Annotated in this window: 1 protein-coding gene; it reads left to right on the plus strand. The window is 36.0% G+C overall.

Annotated elements, in window-relative coordinates:
• On the plus strand, positions 1-759 hold a 759-nt coding region (locus tag FJR38_RS17830), incomplete at its 5' end, for a 3'-5' exonuclease (protein WP_168538519.1).
• Positions 760-773: the final 14 nt, after the last annotated feature.

Raw genomic sequence — 773 nt, forward strand, 5'->3', positions numbered from 1 at the left:
CAAAATCGTCAAGAACAAATTAAAATAGTTCCCGGTTCGGAAATATTACAAGGGATTTTAGAAGATTCTGGTTATATTAAAGAATTGCAAGATCAGGGTACAGATGAAGCTGATAATAGAATCAGTAACGTGAATGAATTGTATAATGCTATGTTGCAATTCCAGGAAGAAAATGAAGGTGAAGATATTTCTTTACAAGCATTTTTGCAAAGTGCTGCATTGAGTTCTGATTTAGATAATTTAAAAGAGGGACAAACAGCAGTTTCTTTAATGACATTACACGCTTCCAAAGGGTTAGAGTTTCCTGTCGTCTTTTTAGTCGGTTTAGAACAGGGACTATTTCCGGGATACCGTTCTTTACAAGATCCTTCATTATTAGAAGAAGAACGGCGCTTGTGCTATGTTGGTATTACTCGCGCTCAAGAACGATTGTTTTTATCCCATGCTAGAGAACGGCGTTTATATGGCTCAAGAGAACCGGCAATGCGATCGCAATTTTTGGATGAATTACCAGCAGAATTATTAACTACTCAAAATAAAGTTACCCGTAGTTTTACTAAATCTCCATCTTCAAAACCTAGTCAACAAAGTCCTAACGCAACTTGGCAAGTAGGAGACAGAGTATTACATAAATCATTTGGAATCGGTGAAATTACTCACGTATTCGGAGAAGGAAATAAAGTTTCTGTAGCGATTAAATTCACCAGTTTAGGACAAAAAATCGTAGATCCAAGAGTAGCCCAATTACAAAAAGTCTAATTTATTACATTGAG

Origin of the sequence: Anabaena sp. UHCC 0253, from assembly GCF_009712085.1 — a bacterium.
Taxonomy (GTDB): domain Bacteria; phylum Cyanobacteriota; class Cyanobacteriia; order Cyanobacteriales; family Nostocaceae; genus Dolichospermum.